Raw genomic sequence first — 18,059 nt, forward strand, 5'->3', positions numbered from 1 at the left:
CGCGATCTCGGAGCCAACCCGGCCTCGCCCTCGGCGCGGTAGCGGGCCAGCAACTTGTAGATCCAGCTGCGGTGCACACCGTGGGCCGCCGCCAGTTCGGCCACCGACCGCCCCTCGCGCAGGTGCGCCTCGACCAGGTACCGCCCCATGTCCACAGGAGACTCCTCGGCTCGGGTGTCTCCTATGTCCTGACACAGATGTCGCCTATGTCATGGGATCAGGCACTGTTACGCCCACTCGCTCATCAATAAGAACCTTTGGTGGGTCGCAGCGGCTCTCAGTCCGGGCGGCGGATGCGGACGAGGTGGCCCCGAACGACGACGATGCAGCCCCGGAGGTCGCCGAGAGCGTCGTTGCCGAGGAACGTCGTCAACGATTCGGCAACGGTCCGTGCGTCCTGCGAGTCCACCCGAAGGACGGCGATGCCGGCGTGGGTGCCGGGCGGGTAGCGGCGGACGTCTCCGAACCCGCGGTCCAGGGTGATCACGAACCGGTCGTCCCGCAGCGCGGCTGCAAGGACTTCAGGATCGCTGGCACCGCCAAGGTCCTCATCTACGACGGTGTCGACATCGTGGCCCAGTGCGACTGCGGCGACCCGCGCCTCGTCTGGAAGGTTCTCGTCGAGCTTGAGCCTCACCGAGGCATGGGCTCCAGCGGGTGCAACTCTTCGCGTGCCAGTAACGCGCCGTATGCGATGGCGGCACGGACCGCCTCGTCCGGCAACGACGGGTACTGCCCGTGGATCTCCTCGGCTGTCATCCCGACCGCAAGGCAGTCGAGTACGACGCTGACGGGGATGCGCGTTCCTCGGAACCGGGCTTGCCCGTGGACGACCGCCGGGTCGGCGTCAATGAGGTCGAGAAGCTCGTTGGCCACAGCCCCCATCATCCCACGCCAACAGTGTCGATCTACTCGTTCGAGACCATTAGCCGTCTCGGCGCACCTTCTCGTGGCGTGGCGAGAGCCGCACTGGAACCGCGGCAACCGTCAGGCCAAGGTTCTTATTCTGTTCAGTTAGGCCCACTCTGCTTGTCTTTGTACGAACCGGTCTTTCCCCGCTTCGGCCGCGATGCGCGAAAGCGCCCGCTCCTTCTAACTTCGCTGGGTACGCTTTCTGCATGGCCCGTCCCGCCGAGCGCTTCGATAACGATCCCGTGGTCGTCCTCATCGAGGACGAGGAGCCGACGATGACGTTCGACGAGTGGCTCGATGTCATCGCTACAGACGAACCCGTCGACCTGGGCACGAGTGCCGCGGAGCTTCTTCGTGAGGCTCGGGAGGCAGGCGAGGTTTGACTACGCCGGTCGTCGTCGACGCCTCTGCGGGCGTCGAGGTGCTCCTGGGGACCGAACGGGGAAAGTCGTTGGTCGCACGCGTTCCTCGGCCGGTGGTCGAGTGGGTGCCCGAGATCTACTTCGCGGAAGTGGCGGCGGCACTCCGACGTGCGGAGATGCACGGGAGGCTGTCAGGCGCTCGTGCTGCTGTGGCACTCGACCGACTCCTGGCGGCGCCGGTCCGACGCGTCCAGGTCCGATCGCTGCTGGACGAGGCGTGGGCGCTCCGTCACAACGTTGTCGTGAACGACGCGCTCTACGTCGTACTCGCCCGCCACCTCGGCGCTCCGTTGGTGACGGCGGACGTAGCACTCGCCCGAGCGCCCTCCTTGGGAGTCGAAGTGATCACCCCGTAGGCAGGGAGAGTGGCGGCCTGGTGACGAGCATGGGCCGGTTCGTCCAATGACAACCCAGGTCCACAACCAGTCATTGCTCGAACCGGGCACTTCGCGGCTGGGGTGCGGCCGGTTACTCGATGGGCAGGCGACGAACCCGCACGCGGTCGTCGCCAATGACGACCACCGCCCCCGCATCGAGGTCCACCTCGAACTGATCGAGGTTCTCCAGAAGGAGCGCCGCCTGCCTGTCGGGACGTCTGGTCACGGCGCCTCGGAACAAGACGATGCTCGGCAGGTGCGAGCCCGCTCGGGTGACCAGTTCTCCGAAGTCCGTGTCCAGCGTGACGAGTACCCGGCCGGCTCCCACCGCGGCGTCGACGACGGCGGGATCAGGGGCGCCTCGCAAGCCGAGATCATGAAGGTGGATCACGTCGTGCCCCGCAGCAAGGAGCGGCTGTTTCACGAGAGGCGAGACGCTCTCGTCGAGCAGGAACTTCAAGCGCCTCGCCGGAGCGGGAGCTCACGCTCGCGGACGGCCTCCGCGGCGTACTCCAGCGCCTCCTGGATGTCGTCCGCCTCCAGGTACGGATAGGCGTCGAGGATCTCGTGCGGCGTCATCCCCTCGGCGAGCATGCCGACGACCGTGGCCACAGGGACGCGGGTTCCGCGGATGCAGGGAACGCCGCCCATGATCTGGTGATCGACGGAGATGCGTTCAAACGGCACGCTGTCATGGTACGTGGCGCGGCCGCAGCCGACCGCGGAGTTCGGCTACGGCACAACCAGGGCACGACCAGCTACCACGAGTGACTGGTTCGTCCAATGACAACCCAGGTCCACTGGGCTCGTGACCTGCGGTTCCCGCGGGTTTCTCAGTCTTTGTTTCGCACCTCACCCACTGCATCTGCGGGTTCTGCCGGGTGGATTCCCGGAGGATTAGGTGGGCTCGACCTCGCCCGAGCACGTCGGCTCAGCGGTCGAGACGTACCGCGACAACCGTCGGGATTCGGAGATTCAGCCGCGGTTCGTCGGCGTCAGGCGCGTCGATGACCACAGCGCCTGCGGCATCCAACGCGTCGAGGACCCCGGCCGCGAGAGCGAGGGCGTGGGCCTCGCCCGGGCAGCGGTGACGACCGGCGCCGAATGGCAGCGGCGGATCGGCGGCCTCGAGGCCGACGGCGCGGTGGTCTCCAGCCGGCGTCACGCGCATCGTGCGAACCACCGTCACGGGCGGCGGCCCGGCGGCAGCCCGGAGGGCGTTGCCTATGAGCCCGGCGGTGGCGTCCATGGCCTGAAAGAGGAGGGCGACCACGTTCACGGCTTCGTCGGTGTCGACGTCGTGGTCGAGCCCGAGGAGCCCTGCGAGTTCGCGGACCTCCGGCCACCCACAGCTCGGGCTCGATCCCTCGGGAGGCGCCAGGGCGAGGCACAGCCGACGGGTGGCGGCGACGGCGGTATCGGGGTCCGCCGCCCCCAAGGCGGCGGCCAGTACGGCCACCGGCACGGTCCGCGCCAGCTCGGACATGATCTCGACCTCATCACGGCCGGCGATCTTCGCCGCAGTACATCGGCGTGCTGCCCCGCGAAGCTGGGCGGGATCGAGCATCGCCAGCCGAGAGTCGGCGATTGCGCGCCGTCGCGAGTGCTCGTCGCCCTCCGAGAACCGGGCCATTCCGGCCTGGACCGAGCCGGTCAATGGGGCCGGGACGAGCCAGTCGACGAGTTGCGCCTTTGCGTCCACGACGTCGACCGTACGGGAGGCACGTTTCGGAGCGCGCCGAAACGTCGGGTGCCTACGGTGTCGAGATGGACTCCGAGCGCCTCGTGACGGTCGCCTCCGCCCTCGGCGCCCAGGCCCGGGCCGACCTCGTCACCGCGCTCATGGGCGGCACCGCCCACACCGGGACCGAGCTGGCTCGCCACGTCGGGATCGCGCCCTCCACGGCAAGCGAGCACCTCGGCGTGCTCATCGACGCCGGACTCGTCACCGTGGTCTCCCAGGGCCGCCACCGCTACTTCGGGCTCGCGGGGGCCGAGGTGGCCACGCTCATCGAGTCAATGGTGACGGCCGCCCCCGTGCCCGTTGTGCGTCCGAACGGCGGGCGCATCGGCCCGGCGCGGACGTGCTACGACCATCTCGCGGGCGAGCTTGGCGTCCGGGTCTTCGACCGCCTCGCCGAGCTGGGCGCAATCGAGATCGAGGCCGACGGGGCGGCCCTGACGGGTACCGGGTGCGACCTGTTCGCGCGCCTCGAGGTCGAGCTCCCGAGCACCTCGTCTCGGCCCCTGGTGCGCACGTGCCTGGACTGGACCGAGCGCCGCCACCACCTCGGCGGCGCGGCCGGCGCAGCGCTGCTGGCGACGATGGTCTCCCGCGGCTGGCTCCGGCGCTCGCCGCAGGAGGCGAGGCGGCTCGACATCACCGCCGCCGGCCGCCGTTCGCTCGCAGAAGAACTCGGCGTCGACGCGCCGTGACGGCCTTCCGCGACCTCCACGCGACCGGCATCTTCGTCATGCCGAACCCCTGGGACATCGGCTCGGCGACCACTCTGGCCTCGCTCGGGTTCCCGGCCCTCGCCACCACCAGTTCGGGCCACGCCGCCAGTCTTGGGAAAGAGGACCAGAAAGTGACCCTCGACGAACTGGTCGCGCACGCCGCCGCCGTGGTGGCCGCGGTCGATGTCCCCTTGAACGTCGATGCCGAGTACTGCTTCTCGGCCGACATCGTGGGCATCGGCCCCGTTGTGCGCCGGCTCGCGTCGACGGGAGCCGCGGGCCTGTCGATCGAGGACTTCAACCCGTTCGCCGGCGTGATCAACCCTGTCGAGGTGGCCGCCGAGCGGGTGGCGGCCGCCGCCGACGCCGCGCATGACGAGGATCTCGTCCTCACGGCCAGGGCCGAGAACCTCCTCTACGGCGCCGGCGACCTGGACGACACGATCACCCGCCTGCTCGCCTACCGGGACGCGGGGGCCGATGTCGTCTACGCCCCCGGCCTTGTCGACCTGAGCCAGATCGCGACCGTCGTGGCCGAGGTGGGGGTGCCGGTGAACGTGCTCATCCTGTCGGGCGGGCCTTCGATCCCCGAACTCGCCGCCGCCGGCGTCCGCCGGGTCTCGACCGGGGGCGCCCTCGCCCGATCCGCCTACGCAGAATTCCGGCGGCTCGCGACGGCACTGTTGGCCGCTGCGGAGTCGGCACGACTCGACGGACAGGCTTGAGGTCCACGGACACTCAACGGTCACCGTCGCCGGAGCGCAGCACGGAAGAGGGCGCGCTGAGGGTGAGCGCCTGACCCTCAACGGTCGGCCAAAGGGTGTTAGTACATAAGAGCCGCGGCGCGATTGCGATTCGGCCGCGTTCACTCGATTGCGGGCGCGGGGCAGCCTCAGAGGATCGAGGCGAGGACTCCGATCGCCTTGCCTCCGCGGTCGAGGGTCGGATGACGGTGACGTGTCGGGCGGGAGTGGCCATGCCACGAAACGCTAGGAATCCCGGCATTGACGGTGGTGGACCAATCCCGCCGCATGTCTATATAGACAAGTCAAGTCCACAACCAGTCATTGCTCGAACCGGCCTGCCCGTCTACGTGACCCTCCGGCCTCAGTAGAGCGGCAAGCGCCGCACCCGAACCCGCTCCGCGTCCAAGACCACAATTGCGCCTTCTGCGAGCGCATCCGCCGCAGCGTCGAGGTTGGCGAGGATGAGCGCCAAGACCTGACGCGCTGACCGATCTGATGGGCGGCGGACGAGTACCACTGAGGGACCGTCTGCTCGACTGGCAGCGAGCAGCGTCCCGAATTCGGTATCGGCGGAGACGACGATGGGGCCCTGATCGCTTGCCGTTGCCAACACGACCGTGTCGCTCGCCTGCTGCAAGCCGAGATCTCGCGTGTGAACTGCGTCGTGCCCGGCGTCGCGCAGACCCGCAGTGAGGAGCGGCGACAGGTTCTGGTCGACCAGGAACTTCACGCAGGCCGGCGGAGCGGCAACTCTCGCTCGCGGAGTGCCTCAGCGGCGTACCGGAGTGCTTCGGCCACGTCCGCCGCTTCGAGGTCGGGGAGCTCATCCACGATCTGCTCGGGGCTCATACCGTCGGCCACCATCACGACGACCGTCGCGACCGGAATCCGCAGCCCGCGAATGCACGGCTGCCCGCCCATCTTGTCCGGTTCCACGGTGATGCGCTCGAAGGTCATGGAGTCCTCCCGTCGCTCATCAGCGTACGCGGTGGCGCAGCGGAGCGGCCGTAAAGGCAGCAGGGCCGAAGGACGGACCATCCTTCGGCGCCACGCTGCCGCGTTCGCCCTCGCCATGGCCGGCCTGACCTGGCTCACGTCGGCCGTCGGCTTCACGCTTGCGGAGGATGTCGGTGCCGACGGGCGCGTGCACTCCTTCTTCGATGCCCTGTGGTGGTCGTCCACCACGATCACGACCGTGGGGTATGGAGACGTGTACCCCGTCACGGCCGCAGGCCGCGTGATCGGAGCCGTGACCATGGTTGTGGGGATCAGCACCTTCGCCGTCGTAACGGCAAAGGTGGCCGAGTTCCTCATGCGAACGGGTGCAACGGACTCGTGACCTGAGACAAGTGGGCAGGGGGGTCACCGCCGGCGGTGACACGACAAGGCCTGTCGACACGTTCCCCGGCCACCACGCAGCCTGGCTACCCCACTACCTCACCCGACGGAGCCTCCCCGTGCTCGCGGATGTACTGGCGTTGGCGCTCCACGTTGGCCCTCGTCGTGCGATTCACGAAGCCCTGCTTCACCACAGATCGACCAGCGCGACTCAGCTTGCGAGCGCGGCCAACGCGGGGCCGACGGCGGCGGGGTCTTCGTCGAAGCACCACGTCACGATGTCGCGGGCCAGCTCGGCGTGGCCGTCTTCGTCGGCGGCCATGGCCAGGAGCGTTGCTCTGGCGTCGCCCGTGGCGGCCTCAGCGCGCTGGCGGAGTCGGGCCGCCGCCGCGCTCTCGTTCAGCCAGCCGTCGGTGAACGACTCCACGGCGATCCGCCGTAGTTGCGCCCGCCTCGATCGAGCCGAACCGCCGATGCGTCGCCCGAGCAGTTCGGGGATGGCACCGAAGCGGGGCCGGGTGCGGTCGGCCAGGGCGTCGGCCTGACGGGCATGGCGAATCTCGTCGAGGGCGGCCCGATGGCAGGCCTCGACCAGTTCGACCGGCGCGCCCACGGCCATCAGCCGTAGCGCCAACTCGCCGAACGAGGCTACGGAGGCGTACTCGCCACGGGCGTCGGCATCGCCCGCGTCGCCGCCCAACGGGAGCAGCACGCCGCGACGCCGACGACGGCGGCGGAGCGGACGGCCGTCTGTCACGCACATCGACGTGCCGTCCGGGTATGTCTCGCAGTAGGGGTACCGCATCCCACTGGTGGTCGTGGTCGGCGAGGACGAAGACGTCGTGGAGCTCGTACTGGAAGCCGTTTGTCGAGGGCCGCTCGTGGTCGTCGTGCTTGCCTCCGACGACGAGGTGGTCGACGACGGCGGAGACGTCGTGGAGCTCGTCGTGGTGGAGGTGTCACCGGCTCGGGGTACGGCCGGCGTGGGGGAGCCGCACGCAGTTCCGGCGAACAACGCCGCCAGCGTGGCTGCCGTGAACGTGGGCTTGCGTCGCCAGCGCCGCGTGAAGCTCATGGCAGAAAGGTACGTCTTCGGCCCCGGATCAACCGGGTGGTGCCGGGAATTTCCCGTCAGACGACGGTGAACGTGGCGATGCCGTGGGCAACTGCGCTGCCGTCGGCATCGTCGATGTCGCACTCCACGATGATGATGCGCTTGCCTCGGCGCCGAACGGTGGCCGTCGCCGTGAGCCGGCCGGGCTGGGCCGCTTCGAGGTACGTGACCTTCATCTCAATGGTGACCGGGCGGTTGTCTCCGGTGGCCGCCGCCGTGCCCATGGCCACGTCGGCCAACGTCGCCAGAGCACCGCCGTGCACCGTGCCGTAGGGGTTGACGTGGCGCTCGTCGGCCTCCAACACCACCTGCACCTGGTCGCCTGAGCCGTCGACGACTTCCAACCCGACCGTCTCCCGAAACCCGCCGTTGTCCATGGCGGAGGCCTTACCCGTCAAGGGCAGCCGCCACCGGGCGTGGGACGGTCTTTGATCGCCGGGTCGACCACCTCGATGTGCACGTGGGGCCACGCCGGGTCGGCCGTGCGCAGTTCGTCGACCTGTGATTCGAAGGGCAACTGCGTCGCCCGCGGTGCCAGCACGGTGACGCCCGCCACCACCCGGTCGCCCGCCTTCACCCGCACCCCGTCGATGTGGAGGACCTTGACCTCCCACGTCGGCTGGGCGTCCGGCGCGATGACGACGTAGTCGTCGGAGTGCTTGCAGTAGAGGACATAGCCGCCCGACCGCTTCACCCGACCGGTCACCGGCGAACGGATCTCGACGGCGGGGTCGACGACCACGTCGGCCGCCGTGCGTGCCCCGGTGCCCCGTTCCCGCGCCTCCAGCGTCGTGGGCGCAGCCGCCGTCGCCAGGGGCGCCAGGTGCTGCGCCCCGTCGTGGTTCGACTCGTGGAACCCCACCCGCTCAACCCGTCGCGAAGGGTGCACCAGGGTGATCGGCCCGACCGTGGCCATCGGGGTCCACGGCGCTTCCACTACGGCCCGCGTCGGTGCAGGCGGCGCAGTGGTCGTCGGGGCCGGGGCGGGGGGCGCCGTGGTTGTCGGCGCTGCCGACGTCGGGGCGGTGGCCTCGGCGGGAGCGGGCAACGACGGGTCGACGGCGAGCGGGCGTGGCTTGGACGCGCAGGCAGGCAGCGCCGCCATCGCGGCAAGCAGGAATGCCGTCGCCTTCAACCCCACCGAAGCCATCCCGACCGAGGGTACCGGTGAGGCACCCTCGGTCGAATGGCACCACGATCAGCTGACGGTGGCGGTGTCCGCACGTGTGGCCGGGGCCACGGTGTTGCCGATGGGGTCCTGGATGGTGCCGGTGAGGTCGACTGTGACCACCGTGTTGGCGGCGACCGGTGTGAGCAGTGTCAGCGTGAGCACGTCGTCATCACCGGCGCAGCCGCCGATGCTCGACTCGGTTGCAGGCACGCTGCCGTTGAAGGTCACCGTGAAGTCGCCCGCGGCAACGGTGGCGCAGTCGATGTCGTCACTGAACGTGACCACGATGTCAGCGCTGCCGGCGGTGACGTCGACGCTCGTGAACGTCGGCGCCGTCGTGTCGCGAGTGACGGTGGCGGTGTTCGACGCCTGGTTGGAGGTGCCGCCCGCGTCCTGCGCTGCCCCGGCAGCCACCGCGACGGTGACGGCGCCTTCACCTGACACGTTGGAGACGGTGACCGTGTAGGTCGTCGCAGGCCCTGTCGTGGGCGCCACGGCGACGGCGTCGGTTCCCGGCGCCGAGACGTTGAGGTCGGAAGCGGTGAAGCCGGTGACGGGCTTGGAGAACATGACGGTGAACTCGATCGAGGTCTCGTCGGTGGGGTTCTCCTGGTCCGCATGGGGGGTGACCGTGACGCTCAGCGGCGTGGCGACGACGTTGCGCGATGTGGTCGGTGCGGCGTTGCCCGCAGCATCGGTGACCTCACCCGTGAGGGTGACGACCACGTTGTCGCTGTTGCCCGGCGCGCTGCCGAGCGTGAGCTCGATGCTGCCGTCGGACGGTGCCGTGCACGCGGCCGCCGTCACCGCCGCAGGCACGCCGCCCACGGAGGCGAGGAAGTCGCTCGCCGCCACGGTCCCGCACAGGACCGCCTCGTCGAACTGGGCTACCACCGTGGTGGAACCTGCTTCGGCGGCGATGCCGGTGAACTGCGGGGCGATGTCGTCGTAGGTGACCTCGCTGCCGCTCTCGACGGCATCGGCGTTGAGGTTGCCCGCGGCGTCACGGGCCACGCCTGCGCCCACCGCCAACGTGACGGTGCCGCTTGTGCCCGCCGTCATCCCGCTGACAGCCACGTTGTAGGTGCGGCCGTCACCGCTGCTGTTGGTGATGTCGGGCTCCTCGGCGCCTGCCGTGGTGCCGCCGATCACGACATCGGCGTCGTCGTCGAAGTCGCTCACGACCTCGGAGAAGGTCACGGTGAAGTCGACGACGTTCTCGTCGGTGGGGTTCTCCTGGGTGGCTGCCTTGGTGACCGTGGCCGTGGGCAGCGTCGTGTCGTAGGCGACACTGTTGTCGGTGGAGGTCGAATCGACGTTGGTGTTGCCCGCCACGTCGGAGGCGCCACCGGCGGGGACCATGGCAATGACGTCGCCGTCGGCCATGCCTGCCACCGAGATGGTGTACTCGGTCGGCGACCCGGCGGTAACGGTCACTGTCTCGGTGCCGGGTGCGGTCACCGTGACGTCGCTCGCCGTGAAGCCGGTGACCGGCTCGGAGAAGACAGCGGTGAACTGCACGGGCGAGGCGTTGGTGGGATCGGCCTGGCCAGAGGCCTTGTTCACCGTGACCGTGGGCCGCACCGTCTCGCGGGTCACGGTGTCGGTGCCTGTGCCCGTGGTGGTCGAGGCCTGGTTCGGGTTGCCTGCGGTGTCCTCCACTCGCTGCGCGGGCAGTGTCAGTGTCACCGTGCCGTCGTTGGCCATGCCGGTGACCGATGCCGTGTAGACGCTGGCCGATGTCTGGGTGACCGTCACCGTCGTGGCGGCAGCCGCGCCCGCCAGGGTGAAGTCGCTGCCGGTCAGGCCTGATACGGGCTCGGAGAACGTCACCGTGAACTCGAGCGACGACTCGTTGGTGGGCGTGGGCTGGCCCGCGGCCCGGTCGACCGTCACCGTGGGATCGGTGTTGTCGACCGTGACCGTGGCCGCTGTGGGCGACGCCGTGTTGGAATTGCCCGCAGTGTCGATGGCCACGTCAGCGGGCACCGACACGCTCAGCGTGCCGTCGCCGGTGACGCCGGATACGGCCACGTTGTAGGTGGTGCCCGAGCCGGTGATGACGGCCGACGGAGTGCCGGTGGTGGTGCCGGGTGTGATGGTCACGTCGGTGTTGTTGTCGTCGAAGTCGGACACCGCCTCGGAGAACACGACGGTGAAGTTGATGACGGGTCCGTCGGTCGGGTTCTCCTGGGTGGCCGCCCTGGTGATGGTGGCCGAGGGCCGGGTGCCGTCGTAGTCGACGCTGTTGTCGGTCGACGTCGACGAGGCGTTGACGTTGCCCGCCGAGTCGGAGGCCTTGCCTGCGGCGACCGAGGCCGTCACCGTGCCGTTGGTCGTCATGCCCGACACGGCCACGTTGTACGTGGCGCCTGTGCCGGTCACGTTGACGGTCTTGGTCCCGCCTGCGTCGCCGCCGACGGTCACGTCCGCCGAGGTGAAGTTGCTGACCGGTGCGCTGAAGACGACGGCGAAGTCGATGGTCGTCTCGTTGGTCGGGTCGGGCTGGCCCGCGGCCTGGTTCACCGTGACGGTGAGCGAGGTCACCGCCGTCGTTGTGCGAGTGGTGGGCGCAGCGACCTCGTTGCCGACGGGGTCGGTGACGGGGGAGGCGTCGCCCACGTACTGCACCGCCACCGGTGCGCCGCCGTTGGGCGCCGATGCCAGGGTCACGGTGACGGTGGCATCGGTGGTGCTGTCGCACGTGGCGCCGGTCACTGCCACCGGGGAGCCGTTGACGGTGGCGAGGAAGTCACCGGCCTGCACCGTGCTGCACACCACCGGCTCGCTGAACGTCGCCTCGACGTCGCGCGACCCACCGGAGGAGATGATGCTGTCGAAGGTCGGTGCCGCGTCGTCGTACGCGACCGAGGCCGCCGAAGGGGCTGCCGCGTTGTCGTTGCCTGCAACGTCCTGGGCCACCGCGGCGGGCACGTCGACGGTGACGGTGCCGGCTGTGCCCGGCGTCATGCCCGACACGGCGACGTTGTAGGTGGTGCCCGAGCCGGTGATGGTGGCGACCTTGGTGCCGCTGGCAGTGCCGCCCACGGTGACGTCGGCGGCGTCGTCGAAGTCACCGACGGACTCGGAGAACGTCACGGTGAAGTCGACTGCTTCGTCGTCAGTCGGGTTGTCCTGGAGGTCGGCCTTGCCAACCGTGACCGTCGGGCCGGTGGTCTCGTACTCCACCGAGGCGGGCGAGGGCGACGCCGTGTTGGCATTGCCCGCGGCATCGGCGGCGGCGCCCGCCGGGACGGCGAGGGTCACGCTGCCGTTGCTGCTCATGCCCGACACGGCGACGTTGTACGTGGTGCCCGAGCCGGTGATGGTGGCGGTCTTGGCGCCGCCTGCCCCACCGCCGATGGTGACGTCACCGGCGTCGTCGAAGTCGGTGACAGCTTCGGAGAACGTCACCGTGAAGTCGACGGCGCCTTCGTTCGTCGGGTCCTCCTGGCTCGCGGCCTTGGCCACGGCGACGCTGGGCGCGATGCGGTCAACCTCGATGGAGTTCATGTTGGAGGCGGTGTTCGGGTTGCCCGCGGCATCGCGGACGGCGCCGACGAGGACGCGTGCGGTGACTGTGCCGTTGCCCGTGACGCCGGTGACCGCCACGTTGTAGGTGGTGCCGCTTCCGGTGACGGTGGCCGTCTTGGTGCCAGGCGCGGTGCCGCTGAGGATCACGTCGGAGGCGGTAAAGCCTGTGACCGGCTTGGAGAAGACGACCTGGAAGTCGATTGTCGTCTCGTCGGTCGGGTCCTCCTGGCCCGGCGCGTCGGACACCGTCGTCGTCGGGTCGTCAGGCTCGAAGGCGACGGTGTTGTCGGTCGACGTGGCCTCCGCCGTGGCGTTGCCGAACTGGTCGGTCGCTGCCCCTGCGAGGATGGTCGCGGTCACGGTGCCGGCCGTCTGCATGCCCATGACGGTGACGTCGAAGGTGCGGCCGTCGCCCATGTCTTCGACAAAGGCCCACTTGTCGCCGCCTGCGGTGCCGCCTGTCACCACGTCAGCGCCGGTGAAGCCGACGATCGGCTCGGAGAAGACCGCCGTGAAGTGGATGGCCGGGAACCCGGTCGGGTCGTCCTGCGAGGACGCCTGGTTGATGGTGACGGTGGGGGTCGTGCGCTTGGGCGTGCTCGCCATGCCGACGATGGGTGCGTTCAGCGGCTGCCCGCCGCGGGAGCCGAAGAACCCGGCGTCACCGAAGGTGAAGATGCCGCCGTCGGAAGCGACGAGGCGGTACCCCTTGCCGGTGGGAGTGGAGGCCATGCCCACGATGGGGGCGTTGAGCGGCTTGCCGCCCTCCGACCCGAAGAAGCCCGCATCGCCGAAGGTGAACATGCCGCCGTCCGACGCAGCCAGCCAGTAGCCGCCGCCCGTGGGGGTGGCGGCCATGCCGACGATGGGCGCGTTGAGCGGCTGGCCACCCTGGGATCCGAAGAAGCCTGCATCGCCGAAGGTGAACATGCCGCCGTCCGACGCAGCCAGCCAGTAGCCGGCGCCGCTGGGGGTGCTCGCCATGCCGACGATGGGGGCGTTGAGGGGTCGGCCGCCCTCCGACCCGAAGAAGCCCGCATCGCCGAAGGTGAACATGCCGCCGTCGGAGGCCACCAGCCAGTAACCGTTGCCGGTGGGGGTCGCGGCCATGCCGACGATGGGCTTGTTGAGGGGTTCGCCGCCCTTGGAGCCGAAGAATGTGGCCGCGCCAAAGCTGAAGACGCCACCGTCGGAGGCCACGAACCAGTAGCCCTCACCCGAAGGGTGCGCGGCCATGCCCACTATGGGCTTGTTGAGCGGCTTGCCGCCTTCCGATCCGTGGAAGCCGGCATCGCCGTAGCTGAAGATGCCCCCGTCGGACGCCACGAACCAATAGCCGTTGCCGGTGGTGACGGCTTCGGCAGGGCTGGGCGCCCCGATGAGCCCCAGTACCGCCAACGTCGGTACAACGAGCGCGAGCAGGCTGAACGCCCGCCGAACGACAAAACCCCGCGTAGCACTGCGCATGATGACCCCTGGTCTCTCGCCCCCTGATGGTGGTCAGGGTACAGGTGGGGTCATCGCCCGCCAATCTCTTGCCTCGCGGGGCTAATTCTCGACCGTGGCGCCTGTGGCCGCCCGCACCCGCCACCCGTCGACGGCCGCCCCTGGTTCGGCCAGTGCCACCACGCAGCCGCCGAACCCCGCGCCGGTCAGGCGGGCGCCGAGCACGCCGGGCGTCGAGGCCAAGTGCTCGACCAGGTCGTCGAGGGCAGGGATGCTTACCTCGAAGTCGTCGCGCAGGCTGGCGTGCGACGCCGCCATCAGCGGCCCCAGGTCGCCGGTGCGTCCCGCCGCCAGGGCCTCGGCGAAGGCCTGCACCCGCGCGTTCTCGCTCACCACATGGCGGGCCCGGCGGCGGATGACGGGGTCGTCGATGCCCTCCGCGTCGGCCAGGGTGGCGTCGCGCAGCGGGCCGAGCTGCCGGGCGGCGGCTTCGCACTCCGCCCGCCGCTGGGCGTAGGCCGTGCCGCCCAGGCCCCGCTCGACCCCCGAGTGCACGACCACAACGTCGAGGCCGTCGGGCACCGGGACAGGCATGACCTCGAAGGTCGTGCAGTCGATGAGCAACGCGTGCCCCTCGACCCCGGCCGCCGAGGCCAGCTGGTCCATGATCCCGCAGGGCACACCCGACGCCCGCTGCTCCGCCTCCTGGCACGCGTGCGCCAACTCCAGCGGGGTGCCCTCGAATCCGACGGCGAGGGCGACCGCCACCTCAAGGGCCGCGCTCGACGACAGCCCGGCGCCCAGCGGCAACGTCGAGAAGACGGTCCCGTGCACCCCCGTCGCAGGGCGCAGCACGGCGACCACGCCGGCGACGTAGCGGGCCCACGGCGGCGACACCGCGGCCGGGTCGTCGACCGACAACGACACCAAGGCCCGCTCGGGTTCGTCGGCCGACACCAGCGATACGTGGTCGCCTTCGCGAGTGCCGTCGACCACCGTCTCCAGGTTGACGGCCATGGGCAGGACGAGCCCGCCTGTGTAGTCGGTGTGGTCGCCGATCAGGTTGACCCGGCCCGGCGCCCGCGCCCTCACGGCGTGGAGGTGGCGAAGGCCCAGGCGTCGGCGATCATCGTCTCCAGCTCGGGCTTCTCCGGCACCCAGCCCAGTTCGGCCCGGATGCGTTCGCTGGAGGCGACGAGCACGGCGGGGTCGCCTGCCCGCCGCCCGACCTCGACCGCCTTGATGTCGCGCCCGGTCACCCGTCGGGCTGCCTCGATCACCTCTCGCACCGAGAACCCGGCGCCGTTGCCCAGGTTGTAGATGCGGTGCCCCGCTTCGTCGGTGGCTTCCAAGGCCAGAAGGTGGGCGCGGGCCAGGTCATCGACGTGGATGTAGTCGCGCACGGCGGTTCCGTCGGGGGTGGGGTAGTCGGTCCCGAAGATCGACACCTGCTCCCTGGTGCCCGCCGCCGCCTGGAGCACGAGGGGGATGAGGTGGGTCTCGGGGTCGTGTCGCTCGCCCCGGCCACCCGAAGCGCCGGCCACGTTGAAGTACCGCAGGCTCACGGCGCCGAGGCCGGTGGCCGCGCACTCGTAACCGATGACGTGGTCGACGGCCAGCTTGGAAGCCCCGTAGGGGTTGGTGGGCTTGGTCGGCGCCGTCTCGACGATCGGCACCTCCTCGGGGTCGCCGTAGGTGGCGGCGGTCGACGAAAACACCATCCGGCGGACGCCCGCGTCGCGCATGGCGTCGAGCAGGTTGAGGGTGCCGGCCACGTTGGCCCGGAAGTAGCGGGCGGGCTCGGTCACCGATTCGCCCACCAGCGACAAGGCGGCGAAGTGGAGGACGGCGTCGAAGCCGCGGCCCACGACCTCGGCCACGGCGGGGGCGTCGAGGATGTCGACCTCCACGAACGCCGCCTGCGACGGCACCGACTCCTTGTGCCCCTTCAAGAGGTTGTCGACCACCGTCACGTCGTGGCCGGCCTCCACCAGGTGGGCGGCCACGATCGAGCCGATGTAGCCGGCACCTCCAACGACGAGGGTGCGCACCGCTACACCGACGCCGAGGGGATGTCGAGGTCGGGCTCGGTGGGGCCTTCGCCCGCACCGGTGGCGTCGAGGGCGTCGCCGATGTTGGCCAATGTGGCGGCGTCGAGGCGCACCGCGCCGGCACCCACCCACCCGTCGACCTGCTCGGCGCTGCGGGCGCCCACGATGGCCCCGTCGACGCCGTCCCACGCCAAGGTCCAGGCGATGGCCAGCTCGGGCACCGAGCAACCGACATCCTCGGCTATCGCCCGCAGCCGCTCCACCAAGTCGAGGTTGCGCTCCAAGCCCTCGCCTGTGAAATGCGGGTGCTCGCGACGCCAGTCGTCGTCGGGCAGCGACGCCGCCCGCTCGGCACTGAACCGGCCACTCAAGATGCCCGAGCCCATGGGGCTGTAGACGATCACGCCAACACCGTTCTCGCGGCACCACGGCAACGTGCGGTCGACGACGTCGCGCACCAGCAGGTTCAACTGGGGCTGGAAGGTGTCGACTTGGCGGATGGCCTGGCAGCGCTCCAACAGGTCGATCTCGAAGTTGGAGACGCCGAGGTGGCGGACCTTGCCCTCGTCGACCAGCGCGGCCATCGTCGACCAGGAGTCCTCGATGGGGGTGCCGTCGTGCGAAGGCCAATGGATCTGGTAGAGGTCGATTGTGTCGACGCCCAGCCGTTCCAAGGACGCCTCGCACTCCTGGCGGATCGACTCGGGGGCGAGCACGTTCGACACCGTGCGGGCGTCGGGCTCCCACACCAGGCCGCACTTGGTGAACACCAGCGGGCGGTCGCCCTCGGGCAGCTCGCGCACGGCCCGGCCCACCACCGACTCGGCCCGGCCCAGCCCGTAGGCGGGGGCGGTGTCGATCCAGTTGACCCCGCGCTCGACGGCCCGGTGGATGGCGGCCACCGACTCGTCGTCGTCCTGCGGGCCCCACCCCCCTTGCCACTCGCCGCCGCCGATGGCCCAGGCGCCCAGGCCGAGCGACGTGATCTGCAGGTCGGTGCGGCCCAGCGGTCGCGTCTCCATCGAGTCAGTTGCTCCTTGCCGGTGTGGGGAGCGCAGCACGCAATCGAGCCGCCGTCTCCTCGGGGACCGTGTCGTTCACGAAGGCGCCCGCCGCCAACTCCGAGCCGGCCAGGTACTTCAGCTTCTCGGCGGTGCGGTGGATGGGCGTGAACTCCACATGGAAGTGGCTGACCGACAGCCACTGGCCGTCGTCGGTGGGCGCCTGGTGCAGCGCCATGACGTACGGCAACGAGAACCCGAACAGGCCGTCGTAGGCCTTGGCCACCAGCACGAGCAGCTCGGCCAGGTCGGTCCGTTCGGGATCGGTCAGGTCGAGCAGCGAGGTGGCGTGGCGGTGGGCCGTCACGTGCACCTCGTAGGGGAAGCGGGCGGCGAAGGGCACGTAGGCCAGGAACGTGCGGTTGCGGGCCACCACCCGCACGCCCTCGGCCCGCTCGCGGGCCACCACGTCGCACACCACGCACGTGCCGTTGATCGCCAGGTGGAGGGCGCCTGCCTCCATCTCGGCCTCGGCGATCGGGGGGATCTCGGGGTAGCCGTAGACCTGCCCGTGCGGGTGGTGCAGGGTGACGCCGACGGCCTCGCCCTTGTTCTCGAAGATGAAGACGTAGTCGATCTCGTCGCGTGCGCCGAGCGCCGCGTAACGGTCGGCCCACACGTCGACGATGCGGGTGACGCGGTCGACCGACAGGTCGGCGAAGGTGGCGTCGTGGTCGTCGGTGTAGACGACGACCTCGGTCGCTCCCAGCGCGGGCTCCACCGCGTAGAGGTCGGAGATGGGGACCGACGGCTGCGGCGGCGACAGGGTGAGCGACGGGAAGCGGTTGTCGAACACCACGATGTCGTAGGACGGGTCGGGGATTTCCACGCCGCCGGGGCACAGGGGGCAGTCGCCCGCAGCGGGGAGGAACGTGCGGTCTTGGCGGTGGGTGGCGAACGTGCGCCACTGCCCGGTCATGGGGTCGAGCCGCCTCTCCGTCATCTACCCACCCACCCGACCCGCGTCATCGGGCTACCGCCGCGATCCAGGTGTAGGAGGTCTGCGAACGGCCGTCGGGCATGGTCCGCGGCGTGCGCTCCATGGTCGGGCGGGGCGTCGTGGCCCAGCGCACCAGGTCGGCCAGCAACGCGCAGGCGGCGGCGTCGGCCTTCAACGCCCGATCGCACACGCGGTACTGGCACAGGATCAACCGGCCGGCCCCGGCACTGTGGGCACCGAGGATGGTGCCGGTCATGGCCCCGGGCACCGGCTTGTAGGCGATGACGACCGGCGTGTCGGGGAACGGCTGCCCGTCGATCCGGGCCACGACGTCGGCTGCCTGCACGGTCGAGTCCTCGGCGACGAGCACCGCCCGCCGGGGCAGGCTCGGGATGGCACCGTGGTCGGTGGTGAAGGTGAAGACGGTGGAGCCCCACACGGAGGTCAGCGCCTCGAGCTCGACGGGGACAGGGTAATAAAGGGCCGCCGA

At 70.1% G+C, this 18,059-nt stretch carries 22 protein-coding genes; 6 read left to right on the plus strand and 16 right to left on the minus strand.

The window, feature by feature from the left end; all coding sequences use genetic code 11:
* Positions 1-277 precede the first annotated feature (277 nt).
* Positions 278-637, minus strand: a complete 360-nt coding sequence (locus VM938_16440; protein ID HVF76627.1) for a DUF5615 family PIN-like protein — start codon at positions 635-637, stop codon at positions 278-280.
* On the minus strand, positions 634-876 hold the full coding sequence (locus tag VM938_16445; protein ID HVF76628.1) for a DUF433 domain-containing protein: 243 nt from the start codon (positions 874-876) through the stop codon (positions 634-636). The genes VM938_16440 and VM938_16445 overlap by 4 nt, the downstream gene beginning before the upstream one ends.
* Positions 877-1,118: 242 nt before the next feature.
* On the opposite strand from VM938_16445, the gene VM938_16450 reads away from it, so the two are divergent.
* Both VM938_16450 and VM938_16455 read left to right on the plus strand, forming a co-directional pair.
* Positions 1,119-1,295 carry a hypothetical protein gene (locus VM938_16450; GenBank protein ID HVF76629.1) on the plus strand — a complete coding sequence of 59 codons (177 nt, stop codon included), beginning with the start codon at positions 1,119-1,121 and terminating at the stop codon, positions 1,293-1,295.
* Positions 1,292-1,690 carry a type II toxin-antitoxin system VapC family toxin gene (locus VM938_16455; protein ID HVF76630.1) on the plus strand — a complete coding sequence of 133 codons (399 nt, stop codon included), beginning with the start codon at positions 1,292-1,294 and terminating at the stop codon, positions 1,688-1,690. The genes VM938_16450 and VM938_16455 overlap by 4 nt, the downstream gene beginning before the upstream one ends.
* 112 nt (positions 1,691-1,802) lie before the next feature.
* On the opposite strand, the gene VM938_16460 is transcribed toward VM938_16455, so the two are convergent.
* The 3 genes from VM938_16460 to VM938_16470 all read right to left on the minus strand — a co-directional run bounded on the left by VM938_16460 (position 1,803) and on the right by VM938_16470 (position 3,413).
* Positions 1,803-2,171: a DUF5615 family PIN-like protein gene (locus tag VM938_16460; GenBank protein HVF76631.1), complete on the minus strand. Its 369-nt coding sequence runs from the start codon at positions 2,169-2,171 to the stop codon at positions 1,803-1,805.
* Positions 2,168-2,398, minus strand: a complete 231-nt coding sequence (locus tag VM938_16465; protein ID HVF76632.1) for a DUF433 domain-containing protein — start codon at positions 2,396-2,398, stop codon at positions 2,168-2,170. The genes VM938_16460 and VM938_16465 overlap by 4 nt, the downstream gene beginning before the upstream one ends.
* Positions 2,399-2,642: 244 nt before the next feature.
* Positions 2,643-3,413, minus strand: coding sequence for a hypothetical protein (locus tag VM938_16470; GenBank protein HVF76633.1), 771 nt, complete (start codon positions 3,411-3,413; stop codon positions 2,643-2,645).
* Positions 3,414-3,478: 65 nt separating this feature from the next.
* Here VM938_16470 and VM938_16475 point away from each other — a divergent pair, with 65 nt between their 5' ends.
* A complete protein-coding gene (locus VM938_16475) occupies positions 3,479-4,147 on the plus strand; it encodes a winged helix-turn-helix domain-containing protein (protein ID HVF76634.1) in 669 nt (222 codons plus the stop codon).
* Positions 4,144-4,893, plus strand: a complete 750-nt coding sequence (locus tag VM938_16480) for an isocitrate lyase/phosphoenolpyruvate mutase family protein (protein HVF76635.1) — start codon at positions 4,144-4,146, stop codon at positions 4,891-4,893. The genes VM938_16475 and VM938_16480 overlap by 4 nt, the downstream gene beginning before the upstream one ends.
* Positions 4,894-5,275: 382 nt before the next feature.
* On the opposite strand, the gene VM938_16485 is transcribed toward VM938_16480, so the two are convergent.
* The gene (locus VM938_16485; GenBank protein HVF76636.1) at positions 5,276-5,644 is read right to left on the minus strand and encodes a DUF5615 family PIN-like protein; all 369 of its coding nucleotides are present in this window, start codon (positions 5,642-5,644) and stop codon (positions 5,276-5,278) included.
* Entirely contained in the window at positions 5,641-5,871 is a 231-nt protein-coding gene (locus tag VM938_16490; GenBank protein ID HVF76637.1) for a DUF433 domain-containing protein, read from the minus strand. Before VM938_16490 ends, VM938_16485 begins: the two co-directional genes overlap by 4 nt.
* Positions 5,872-5,986: 115 nt before the next feature.
* On the opposite strand from VM938_16490, the gene VM938_16495 reads away from it, so the two are divergent.
* On the plus strand, positions 5,987-6,253 hold the full coding sequence (locus VM938_16495; protein HVF76638.1) for a potassium channel family protein: 267 nt from the start codon (positions 5,987-5,989) through the stop codon (positions 6,251-6,253).
* 210 nt (positions 6,254-6,463) lie between these two features.
* Here the strand turns inward: VM938_16495 and VM938_16500 are convergent, their stop codons facing one another.
* Positions 6,464-6,964, minus strand: a complete 501-nt coding sequence (locus tag VM938_16500; protein HVF76639.1) for a hypothetical protein — start codon at positions 6,962-6,964, stop codon at positions 6,464-6,466.
* 100 nt (positions 6,965-7,064) lie between these two features.
* Here VM938_16500 and VM938_16505 point away from each other — a divergent pair, with 100 nt between their 5' ends.
* Entirely contained in the window at positions 7,065-7,397 is a 333-nt protein-coding gene (locus VM938_16505; GenBank protein HVF76640.1) for a hypothetical protein, read from the plus strand.
* On the opposite strand, the gene VM938_16510 is transcribed toward VM938_16505, so the two are convergent.
* From VM938_16510 to VM938_16545, 8 genes are all read right to left on the minus strand, one after another.
* The gene (locus VM938_16510; GenBank protein ID HVF76641.1) at positions 7,384-7,743 is read right to left on the minus strand and encodes a PaaI family thioesterase; all 360 of its coding nucleotides are present in this window, start codon (positions 7,741-7,743) and stop codon (positions 7,384-7,386) included. The genes VM938_16505 and VM938_16510 overlap by 14 nt on opposite strands.
* Before the next feature lie 17 nt (positions 7,744-7,760).
* Positions 7,761-8,516, minus strand: coding sequence for a hypothetical protein (locus VM938_16515; GenBank protein ID HVF76642.1), 756 nt, complete (start codon positions 8,514-8,516; stop codon positions 7,761-7,763).
* Positions 8,517-8,564: 48 nt separating this feature from the next.
* The gene (locus tag VM938_16520) at positions 8,565-13,538 is read right to left on the minus strand and encodes an Ig-like domain-containing protein (GenBank protein HVF76643.1); all 4,974 of its coding nucleotides are present in this window, start codon (positions 13,536-13,538) and stop codon (positions 8,565-8,567) included.
* Positions 13,539-13,619: 81 nt separating this feature from the next.
* Positions 13,620-14,609, minus strand: coding sequence for a galactokinase (gene galK / locus VM938_16525; GenBank protein ID HVF76644.1), 990 nt, complete (start codon positions 14,607-14,609; stop codon positions 13,620-13,622).
* A complete protein-coding gene (galE, locus tag VM938_16530) occupies positions 14,606-15,568 on the minus strand; it encodes a UDP-glucose 4-epimerase GalE (protein HVF76645.1) in 963 nt (320 codons plus the stop codon). Before galE ends, galK begins: the two co-directional genes overlap by 4 nt.
* A gap of 2 nt (positions 15,569-15,570) precedes the next feature.
* On the minus strand, positions 15,571-16,590 hold the full coding sequence (locus tag VM938_16535) for an aldo/keto reductase (GenBank protein ID HVF76646.1): 1,020 nt from the start codon (positions 16,588-16,590) through the stop codon (positions 15,571-15,573).
* A 4-nt stretch (positions 16,591-16,594) separates the two neighbouring features.
* Positions 16,595-17,572, minus strand: a complete 978-nt coding sequence (galT, locus tag VM938_16540) for a galactose-1-phosphate uridylyltransferase (GenBank protein HVF76647.1) — start codon at positions 17,570-17,572, stop codon at positions 16,595-16,597.
* Positions 17,573-17,594: 22 nt separating this feature from the next.
* Positions 17,595-18,059: hypothetical protein (locus VM938_16545; GenBank protein HVF76648.1), on the minus strand; the 465-nt coding region annotated here is incomplete at its 5' end.

Source organism: Acidimicrobiales bacterium, assembly GCA_035536915.1.
GTDB lineage: Bacteria > Actinomycetota > Acidimicrobiia > Acidimicrobiales > JAHWLA01 > JAHWLA01.

What these genes read in the sequence shown, in the direction of transcription:
- VM938_16450 (HVF76629.1), top strand. Translation starts at nt 1,119, where the DNA reads ATGGCCCGTCCCGCCGAGCGCTTCGATAACGATCCCGTGGTCGTCCTC.
- VM938_16475 (HVF76634.1), top strand. Translation starts at nt 3,479, where the DNA reads ATGGACTCCGAGCGCCTCGTGACGGTCGCCTCCGCCCTCGGCGCCCAG.
- VM938_16490 (HVF76637.1), bottom strand. Translation starts at nt 5,871, where the DNA reads ATGACCTTCGAGCGCATCACCGTGGAACCGGACAAGATGGGCGGGCAG.
- VM938_16495 (HVF76638.1), top strand. Translation starts at nt 5,987, where the DNA reads ATGGCCGGCCTGACCTGGCTCACGTCGGCCGTCGGCTTCACGCTTGCG.
- VM938_16510 (HVF76641.1), bottom strand. Translation starts at nt 7,743, where the DNA reads ATGGACAACGGCGGGTTTCGGGAGACGGTCGGGTTGGAAGTCGTCGAC.
- VM938_16515 (HVF76642.1), bottom strand. Translation starts at nt 8,516, where the DNA reads ATGGCTTCGGTGGGGTTGAAGGCGACGGCATTCCTGCTTGCCGCGATG.
- VM938_16520 (HVF76643.1), bottom strand. Translation starts at nt 13,538, where the DNA reads ATGCGCAGTGCTACGCGGGGTTTTGTCGTTCGGCGGGCGTTCAGCCTG.
- VM938_16535 (HVF76646.1), bottom strand. Translation starts at nt 16,590, where the DNA reads ATGGAGACGCGACCGCTGGGCCGCACCGACCTGCAGATCACGTCGCTC.
- galT (HVF76647.1), bottom strand. Translation starts at nt 17,572, where the DNA reads ATGACGGAGAGGCGGCTCGACCCCATGACCGGGCAGTGGCGCACGTTC.